Source organism: Serratia sp. BIGb0234, assembly GCF_024809915.1.
Taxonomy (GTDB): Bacteria; Pseudomonadota; Gammaproteobacteria; order Enterobacterales; family Enterobacteriaceae; genus Serratia; species Serratia liquefaciens.
This window is the reverse complement of sequence record NZ_JANUEI010000023.1, coordinates 1-9,328: the sequence shown is the minus strand read 5'-3', so window position 1 is coordinate 9,328 and position 9,328 is coordinate 1. Positions and strand designations below refer to the sequence as shown.

Here is a 9,328-nt window from a genome sequence, read left to right as displayed (position 1 = left end):
CGCTTTACGCTCGGGTGAATAGGTCTTCATAAATATCGTCTCCAACCCCCTGATGATTTTTCAGTTGGAGGCGACAACTACCCTGACATGGGGGGCTGTAATGCGGCATTGGCCGGCTGCATCATCGGCAGCCAAGACAGGATCACAAACAAAAAAACAACGACCGTAACGGTCATGACCAGTGTCACAAACATATGCCTTACTCCAGGGTTTTTTGGGTGTTGTGGGACAGGTCCTGCGCCGGTTCTTCATGACGCAGAATATTCACTTCCTCGTTCATCATCGGCGGCGGTTGCTCGCCGGCTCCCCAGCCGTCATACTCGGCGCCATCCTGCAGGTCATACAGCGCATCATCGAGCGCAGCCCACATTGCTTCCTCGGTGTCTTTCACCTCTACCGGTGCATTTTCCTCATCGACCTCTCGGGCCGGTTGTTCCGTCGGCTCAAGCGGGTCGGCAGGGTCCCGGAAGCCTTGTTCCAGCTCGCTCTCTAGGCTCAGGGCGGTGATTTCCGCCGCAGTGACAGCCGACTCGCTGTCGCTGGTGACGGCCGTCGAGCCGATCGGCGCTTCTCTTTCCAGCACCACGGCACTGCCCGGATGGGCCTCCATCGCCTCCACAGCGTCTTTCAAAGTGCTGACCTGCATGACTGGCGCATCACTGTCGCCCTGCTGCAGCACGATCCGAAGTCCGTCTTCCGCCCCTTCATAGTGCGCCTGGTCAATATTCAGCGTACCGGTGGTCGGCGAAACCGGGACATGCCAGTTACCTCGTTGCCGCCCCTGTTCGTTAAGCACCGCATACAGCAGTTCTGGCGACTTGCCGCCCATAAAACGGGCTGCATCACCAACACCGTCGTCGAGTTTTTCGGCCAAACGGGTTTCCTCTACTGGCTTGCTACGACTCCAGTCGCGATCGGCCTGCTCCGCCCGTACATCGTCGGCGCGCAACAGCACGTCATGCACCGTTTCACGTTGACCACTATTTCGTTCTACGGCACCCTGCCAGCTTTCCAGATCGTCGACGTACAGCTGCACATGCGCTTTGGCGCGTGAGAACCCGACATAGGCGCTGTCCAGCGCCGCCATCATGTTGCGCGCCCCTTCGGTCCCGACCAGGCCAATAACATTGTTGATAGAGGCCCCCTGTGAACCGGTGGTGGTAATGGCATACCCATGATCGAAATGCTGGTCGGCCGGCTGATTAATCGGATCCAGGGTGATATCCCGCCCCCCCAGGGTCAGCGTGATTTTGCCCTCCGATGTGACTGCCGACACTGTCGCCGGATCATTAGTACGCAGCACCCGGTCCCGATCGGTCGCTGTCAAAATGAGCCGCTCCCCCACGCTGAGCTCAATGGACTGTGTTTCAAACACCGCCACGTTCTGCGTGCGTAATGTCAGTGGCGACAGCCACTGTTCCGTGCCGTTATCACCCTTCAACGCCACAACGCCGCTTTTCGCATCTGCCTCACCCACGGTCAGATACTGTTCTCCCATACGCACGGTATTGCCGGTGTTTTCCTGCCAGAAGGTCATGCTTCCCAGGTCTGCCGTGCTATTGCTGACCCTGACCAACTGGGGAACAGTGACACTGTCACCAAGAGCGTGCTGTTCCTGCAGTCGCGCATGCACCTCTCGGTTGATGGCTCGCCGGTCAACGTTCAGCTCGGCAACAATCAGTGTTTGTTCTCGTGCCGCAGCGGTGCGCCCCACGTAGTCATCGGCGATCATCGCGTGGATTGTTTCTCCACCTGCGAGTGGCACCGACTGTTCCCGCTCCATCTCTGTCATCGCAGACAAATCGACGATGCTGCTGGCCGGGATAAAGGCCTCGCCATTACGGGCAACCGTTTCTGGTCCCACCTGGCCAGCGACCGTTACCGCCTCACGCACATTGCCGGCGATCATCGCCTCGATAGCCGGCCGTAATGCCGGCGTCTGGCGCACGATTTCCTGCATCACCGCCACATCCGCAGCGCTGCGCTCTAAAATCAACGCAAAGGGGGCACCCGACTCCAGCGATTTCAGCTGATCTTTGTCGCCGCTTAGCACCGCCCGCCCGTTACCACGCGCGACGATGTCCACCAGGGCCGCCATCTGCGCGTTGCCATTCATGGAGTTTTCGTCGATGACAAAGACAGTGTTGCTGAAATCCGGCGTTTCTCCCCGCGCCTGATACCGTTCCTGTTCACCAAGGAAGCTGGCAATGGTTTGCGCATCAATCCCCGCCGACTGGAGCTCCGACACCGCCCGGTGGGTGGGTGCCAACCCCACCACCTGCGGTGGGCTGTCTAACTGCTGCAGGGCGCTGGCCACCACGCTGAACTGCGTGGTTTTCCCCACGCCGGCATAACCTTGTATAGGGATAAAGCGATCGGATGACTCGAGGATCAGGCCACCGGCCTGCTTTTGCCCTTCAGTCAAACCGGCCATCTCAGTCTGCAGTTGGTCACGGGCGCCTGGCATCAGTGGCGTGACGCTGTGTTTCCCCTCGGCGATATGGCGCAGGATGGTCAGCTCGTTCTGCCAGTTCGCACGCGACACATAATCTCCGGCGGCACCCTGAGTACCGTCCAGTGCGATGATATCGCCCCGCCGCTCCAACCTTCCCAGTTCAGCCATTGCCCCTTGTGGGGTGAGGTTGCGGTCAACAGACATCGCGTTCTCCACCGCCCTGAACGTTGAGAAGGTGACGCCCGTGCCCGTGACCTTATCGATGGCCAGGTGCATCGCACGTGTCTGTGGTGCCAGTCGTGATTGCTGCAGATCGCGCAACGCATGGGTCAGGTCATCTTGACCAGTGAGGCTGCGAAGTCCCCGGGTGATGGAGACGCCAGGACGTTCCTTGTCCAGTCGGGCAGTAATGGCGGCTTCATCCAGTGGAGTAAAGGCGACGATATTGTCACCGCTGCGACGCAGCTGGTTGACGGTGGCATCGCTGACTTCCTTGCCGCTGAGCACCGCCACCACCGCACCGCGACTGTGCCTGCTCGCCCCCAATGCCTCGACATAGCCATAATCAAGTTTAAGGGGGGCATCAGTACCGACCTTCAATTGGTCGCCGTTGGCTTTTTCCAGTACCAGCCTCTCTTTGAACAACCAATTACCGGTCTTCATCCCGACCACCTTCAGGGACTCGCCGTTTTTGCTTCGGCTGTGCAACGCCCCGGTGGCCTTCAATTGCTCTCCTTCCCGCACCTCCAACGTTTTGGGCTGGTACAGTCGATAGCGGCTGTCGATGGCGCCGATGTCTAGCCCCTGTCGTTGGCCTTGAGCATCTGCCACTGTCAGGCGGTGGTTTTCTTTGCCCACGCCGACGATAGTCAACTGCTCGATGACATTGCCGGGCTGCAGCCGCTCCAACACCATCCCCGGTTGGTAGGTACTACGCAGACCGCGCGTGTCGTTGACGCCGCCGTTTGTGTATCCTGATGGTGTCATCGATGCGTGCCTGTCGGGTGTACTTCATCGTCAGCCCCTTCGAGCAGTTCTTCCAGCGACTCTTGCTCAACCTCGAGTTGTTTAATTTCTTCACGCTGTTCGTCGGTGAGTTTTGGATATAAGCGGATGATAGAAAATGTTTTTTCATCTTCCCCCCAATATTTTACTTCGTTATAACGGCCCAGCGCCCACGCCCAGCCTTCGTTGTTAGCCGCCGTGTCTGCCGCATCCTGCAATTTTGCGATCGCCAGCGTTTCCAACTGGATCGGGTTGGTCAGAATGACGCTCTCGGCAAACAGATCTTCGCGAGTTTCACCCCCTGCCGCCTTGTAAGCCTCCAGACCCACGAACGCCACCAAATGGCTATCAGCCGCCGCCACTTCGTCGTTCAGCACACTCTCGCGCAACGCTTTAAACGTCTGACGGGATTCATGATGACGGGCATTATTCCACACCTGACACTGACGCTGATGGTCATCCGTCGCGGCTAACGCGCCCAACTGGTCGAACGTAATTTGGTCGGTTTTCAGCAGCTCTTGTAGCTGCGGTGCCACCGTTGTCAGCTTGAGGCATTTTCTGACATGCGCAGTACGGTATCCAAGAATTGCCGCGATCTGCTCAACCGGCGTCCCATCTTCCGCCATATCACGGAAGTTCGCCAGTTGGTCGGCGGGCGTCAGGTTTGAGCGCTGTCCGTTCTCGGCATAAGAAATCGCACGGGCTTTGTCTTCATCGACCACTTTGACCACAACCGGAAATTCTGGCGAAACCAGCACTCCCGCCGCTGACCGACCTTGTTCCATGAGCAGGTTGAGCGCCAAACGGCGGGTTTCGCCAGCGGCGACACCAAACTGGCCATCAACCATGCGGAATACGACGAGGTTTTGCAGTACGCCTACCCCTTCAATGCTGGTCGCCCGTCCCTCAATGTCTGCGGCCGTTGCCGGAGTTTTACGGGCGTTCAGGCTGGTTTTCGCCAATTGCTTGAGCATGACAACTTCAACCGGGGCATTTGCCAACGTCTCCTCAACAAACTGAGTTGAGTCATTTGACGCCGCTGCTTTAGTCGTGGATTTTTTCGGGGTTGATTTTGCTTTGGTTGGTGCTTTAGTATCGATGTTAGACATGTGATTTCTCTCCAAAAGTTATTACGGTCAAGCCGGTAAGACGGGCGTCAAATCCGGCGGTATGGAGCAGGGGAAACCCTGCTTTTTTACTTCACTTCGACGATCTGCCAGTGCGTCCAGTTGGCTTCGTCACTGGCGGCAACAGGCCAGCCATCAACGACCCAGACGGCCAGCGAATCAAAATCCCCTTCTGCCAGAACGAAATACTCAGCAAGTGCCGGAACAGACGGCGGTGCCATCGTGCCGGTAGTGCGGCCCCCACAGGCCAACTGCACATGACGAACAAGGTCATACACCTGCGCGTCAGACAGACCACCGTTGTTCAGTGCTGATGCTGCTGTAGGCTTCGTTGTCGCGCCTTTGACGTTTTGTTGAGCCATGTTGAAATCCTCCGTGGGGTGATAACTGATGCCGCTGTGAGTATTCGCCGTCGCAAGAAAACTGATTCAGCATAGCGATGAGCGGCAGTAAGGGGCGGAGACAAAAAGTTTTTATGACCGTAGGGAGAAAAAAGTTTTTGGTGGAGTTCATTACACCCCTTGCCGTTTAAGCGAGGCGTTGTGCTGTTATCAGTTGCGGCGGGAAGACTTACTGCGGCTAAAGCACCCTGGCAGGTTGAATAAGGATCAACCCGACACAGCGAACGCTGGGGTGTCCTTAGCGATCGTCGCCAGGGCGACGAACAGTGAAAGCGTTGCAGGCGATAGCCTGCTGAAAGCGCCTGCCCTGGACGTTGGCTTGCAGCCCTGAGCCGAAGGGCCCGAAACCCGTAGGGGTTCGGCGAGACTTGTCAGCCGCGAAAGCGGATGGCTAGCCGAGTAGACTGATGGTCGGGCGCTTGCGGTCGGCCACCGCCCCGGACGTATCGTTTTATCGTGATCTATCTGCTATACCGGCAAACCTCGACACATTGCTATTTTCAGATAAGAGGGCGTTTAAGATAAGCTATAAAAACGGGTTGGTTTACCTCGGTAATTCCCATTCCAGGCCAGTTCATTTACGATAGTTAACCGCTCTATCCCCGTATTCACCACCGAAGGAGATACTTAGATATGTTAGGCTCTCGCCAGCAAGAACTGGTTGTCAGTGAAACGGACATAGACGCAGCGCTAGCCCATCTCCGGACGCTTCCCTATCGCCCACAGATCCCGGTGAGTTGGGATCGTCAGCACTTGCTGGACCTTCTGCGCGAAACGATAGGCAACAGGCCCAAAATTAACGAGTGCCACAATATTGCGCCTGGTGTCTTCGCCATCATCCAGCCGTTCGGAATAGATCTGCTCTCACACGGCGAACCTGATGGACGGCTCCAAGTTTGGTTACTGGTTCGCTCCGCGGGAACTGATCCGACTCGACTCACTACCCTGCAATGAGAGTTCCCCCATACTCACTTTCCCTCTATCAGCCAGGGTATTGCAGGTGACAAGGGGTTTGCGCGCGGATGAAAACGCCGCTGCCGGCTAACTTTTATCTTTGCCACCAAACGGGCCGATTTCCAACCCGTTGGCCATAGTCCATCAACGCTCGCTGACAATATCCTCAACAATCGCGGTGAGGTAGTCCCAGTTATACCCAATGCCCGCATCGTGCCGATCGGTGGCCAACTGCATCGCTGCCTCGGTTTCCTCTGGCGTCAACGTGCTATTTAACGACAAAAAATCATCTGGCAACCAAAAGGTGCCGCAGCATAGGGTTTCCGGGGCATAACATTGTAAACGTTTGATAAAGGCAGCAATGGTCATCTCGTTCATGATAAGTCCTCAAACCGTTAATAAGGGGCGGCATCGCCGCCCGCATTTGAATTTCAGTCAGTCCAGAGCGCGGCGAATATCGGCACACTCGGGGTGTGTCTCGATGTAGGCCCATAGTTCCTCTTCCCGCTGCATATACAGGTTCACCATCCCGGCGTTGCCCTTGTCATGGTGTAACCAGCAGCGGCGGTTGATAACCAATGACGTCAACACGATGCCGGCCGCGTCGCCGCTGAGGGTTTTATCAAACCAGTTGTCGGCATTGATCAGTTGCACCTGATCGATGTCGGGTGCCATGTAACCGCCGCCCTCAGGCAACCGGATGAAATGCCAGAAACCGCCGTTGTACTCGGGCAGATAGCGATCAGCCGTGGCATAGACCTGCATTTCGGCCCGCAGGAAGTCATCGGCAAACAAGTACGGCAGGAATGACAAACGATCGGATTCACACACGTGCAGCGCGACAGAGTGAGCATGTTGCATGGGACTACCTCCACAGTTTCAGGGTTAGCGACACCGGCCGGTGCCGTACCCATTCGAAAGTCTGGCCCTGAGGGCGGGGCGCAAAGGCGACGCCAAAGACGCAGCGCAAGGCCGTTGCGGGCTGAACGCCCGTAACGGGTGCGAACGTGTGCCGGCGGCGGTTCATCTTCCTTTGCGACACAACCGCGCCGGACTAGCGTTTGGGGACGGCACAGGCCGTCATCACGCAGACGCCGCAGAAGAAAAAGATTTAGAAAGGTGTGGGCAGGCCCAGCCTGCGCCCTTTGCGGCGCCGGCATCGCCGGCAAGGGCCGCGTGGCGGTATGACGGGTGGGCGGCGTTCGACGCGCCGCCGCGACCGGAGGCAAACACCTGGCAACACGGGCAGATTTCCCTGCCCGCGTGTACCTGGTCACTTAGTCTTTGAAGTGTTGGTCCAGCTCGTTGATGGCTTTGTAGCTCTCAACGTAGAGATCATGCGCATCCCGTAATATTTGGCCGACCAGGCGTTCGACCAGCACGTCACTATTCCAGAAGTAGGCGCGAGACAGCTCGTGCAGCCTGATATGCATCTCGCACATGTCGTTCGCCAGTGCTGCGATGTCGATACGCAACTTTCCATTACCCTGATAGTTCATCGCTCTGCCCTCCCCTTTATGCCGCATGGCGGCCGCGTAACGCCGCCAAGCGACGGCAACCTACCGCGTGGTAATCCGGTAGCAGCTCGATACCGATATAACGACGCCCGGCCTGAGCCGCCGCAACACAGATCGAACCCGAACCACTGAACGGGTCCAGTACAATGGCGCCGGGCTGAGTAAACGACTCAATCAACGGTTGCAGACTGGCTACCGGCTTTTCTGTCGGGTGGTGCCGGTTGCCGGTGTACTGCCATGACTGCACATCGCCAAGGGGGTCTGCCGGCAATGGCGGGCGGCCTTTAGCCAGGATGTAGGCATTCTCATGTTGGTAGCCGACGAAGGCAGATTTGGATGCGTACTGTTTGGCAAAGACCAGATGACCAACGATGCGAAAACCGGCTTGTTTCCAGGCACTAACAAAAGTATCAACACGGTTCCACCCGTAGAAGCTGACCATCAGGCTATTGGGTTTGAGCACGCGGAACATTTCGCGGCTCGCCGGCAATACCCAGTCGTGATTCGTGTCGTTGGCGATAGAGCGCCCGGAGCGGTCGGTAAAACCGACCAGGTACGGCGGATCGGTCAAAATGAAATCGATACTGGCGGAAGGAAAAGTGGACATGACCTGTACGGAGTCACCCAGGACATAGCGGGACATACACGTTCCTCGTCTGGCAAGGGACGGCAGGAGGGTGCCAGTACGGCACCCGTTCCCTGCGGCCCGATGTCAGCGCGGCCAGGCACCGCTGCGGGTCAAGCGGACGTGGAATACCGCAGCCGCATGCGGCAAGGATATGCCGCGAAAGCCGCTTGAAGACGGGACTTCCGTCGCCCCGCCCAAGCCGGGGTATGGCAAGATGTCATCGGGCTGCAGGCCGTTAAAGGCCCAGTGGGAGCGAAGCTGCAAAGTGCGACATTTATTTAAGCCTCATCCCGGACAATACAAACCTAGCAGATGCTAAAAAGGATCCAAAGAAAGTCCCGTTGTTGTGTGGTGTTCTCCACATCCTCTCTGCGGCGCTTTATATAAATCACAGGAATACACTCATTTCTATCCGGTTACCACCTTGTTTTGAATTTGGCGTTCCGGATTAAAACATTACCTCGTTAACCTATTTAATAAGGAACTATCATGAGTGATCCAAACAGCGGTTCTGGCTGGGGTGTGAGCCATACGCCCTATGGCGATGTGCGTAATTATAATCCCAATGAATTTGGCGGCAACGGCGGTTCAGGCGGGGGCAATGGTGGCAGTAATGGTGGGAATCAATCCGGTACAGGAGCTTATTCCGGTCGCTTTAATATGGGCTCTCTATCCTCGGATGCTCCCAGTCTTAGCACCTCAGAGCTAACAGCGATTTTTAACAATACGGTGCGTTGGGAAGGATTATCTCACAATATGTATGCTGATACGTTGGGGAACGTGACCGTCGGGATCGGTTCGCTGTTGTCGACACCAGAATCAGCAACTCGGTTGGGGTTTAAAAACCGTCGCGTCACGCGTGGCCACGGTGACGAAATGGTAGGTTATGTGAATGCCTCTGACTCTGATATTCGTTCTGCTTACCAGGGAGTAAAGGATGTATTTAATAACAAATCACTAACCCAACGCCAGAAGACAGCACAATGGTCCGGGAGTGCGATGGTACTGTCTGACGCTGAAATCGGCTCGCTGGCGGTTAAACACATTAACAGTGACCGGACTAGTTTGCGGGGACTTTATGCTGGCTTTGACAGTTTTCCTGAAAACACCAAAGTGGCCTTGCATGACATGGCTTATAACATGGGTATGACCCGTCCTGAATAGCGTTGACACATTTTACTCACGCACAGAGGAAAATGTGATGAACCAGTATGTTAAACGCACACAACGCGATTATTCTC

General features: G+C 56.4%; 8 protein-coding genes. 1 reads left to right on the top strand and 7 read right to left on the bottom strand.

Annotation, left to right across the window (positions count from 1 at the left end):
* Positions 1 to 199 precede the first annotated feature (199 nt).
* The 7 genes from M2407_RS26090 to M2407_RS26060 form a co-directional block, all read right to left on the bottom strand.
* Positions 200 to 3,442, bottom strand: coding sequence for an AAA family ATPase (locus M2407_RS26090; protein ID WP_259220260.1), 3,243 nt, complete (start codon positions 3,440 to 3,442; stop codon positions 200 to 202).
* Positions 3,439 to 4,569: a ParB/RepB/Spo0J family partition protein gene (locus M2407_RS26085; RefSeq protein ID WP_259220259.1), complete on the bottom strand. Its 1,131-nt coding sequence runs from the start codon at positions 4,567 to 4,569 to the stop codon at positions 3,439 to 3,441. Before M2407_RS26085 ends, M2407_RS26090 begins: the two co-directional genes overlap by 4 nt.
* A gap of 86 nt (positions 4,570 to 4,655) precedes the next feature.
* Positions 4,656 to 4,949: a ribulokinase gene (locus M2407_RS26080; RefSeq protein WP_182825567.1), complete on the bottom strand. Its 294-nt coding sequence runs from the start codon at positions 4,947 to 4,949 to the stop codon at positions 4,656 to 4,658.
* Between the two features lie 1,137 nt (positions 4,950 to 6,086).
* Positions 6,087 to 6,320, bottom strand: coding sequence for a hypothetical protein (locus M2407_RS26075; RefSeq protein WP_259220258.1), 234 nt, complete (start codon positions 6,318 to 6,320; stop codon positions 6,087 to 6,089).
* A gap of 57 nt (positions 6,321 to 6,377) precedes the next feature.
* Positions 6,378 to 6,803: an antirestriction protein gene (locus M2407_RS26070; RefSeq protein WP_182825565.1), complete on the bottom strand. Its 426-nt coding sequence runs from the start codon at positions 6,801 to 6,803 to the stop codon at positions 6,378 to 6,380.
* A 416-nt stretch (positions 6,804 to 7,219) separates the two neighbouring features.
* Positions 7,220 to 7,441: a hypothetical protein gene (locus M2407_RS26065; RefSeq protein WP_259220255.1), complete on the bottom strand. Its 222-nt coding sequence runs from the start codon at positions 7,439 to 7,441 to the stop codon at positions 7,220 to 7,222.
* Between the two features lie 16 nt (positions 7,442 to 7,457).
* Complete coding sequence (locus M2407_RS26060) at positions 7,458 to 8,102, bottom strand: DNA methyltransferase (protein WP_259220254.1); 645 nt, start codon at positions 8,100 to 8,102, stop codon at positions 7,458 to 7,460.
* Between the two features lie 474 nt (positions 8,103 to 8,576).
* Here M2407_RS26060 and M2407_RS26055 point away from each other — a divergent pair, with 474 nt between their 5' ends.
* The gene (locus tag M2407_RS26055) at positions 8,577 to 9,251 is read left to right on the top strand and encodes a glycoside hydrolase family protein (protein ID WP_259220253.1); all 675 of its coding nucleotides are present in this window, start codon (positions 8,577 to 8,579) and stop codon (positions 9,249 to 9,251) included.
* The last annotated feature ends 77 nt before the right edge of the window (positions 9,252 to 9,328 follow it).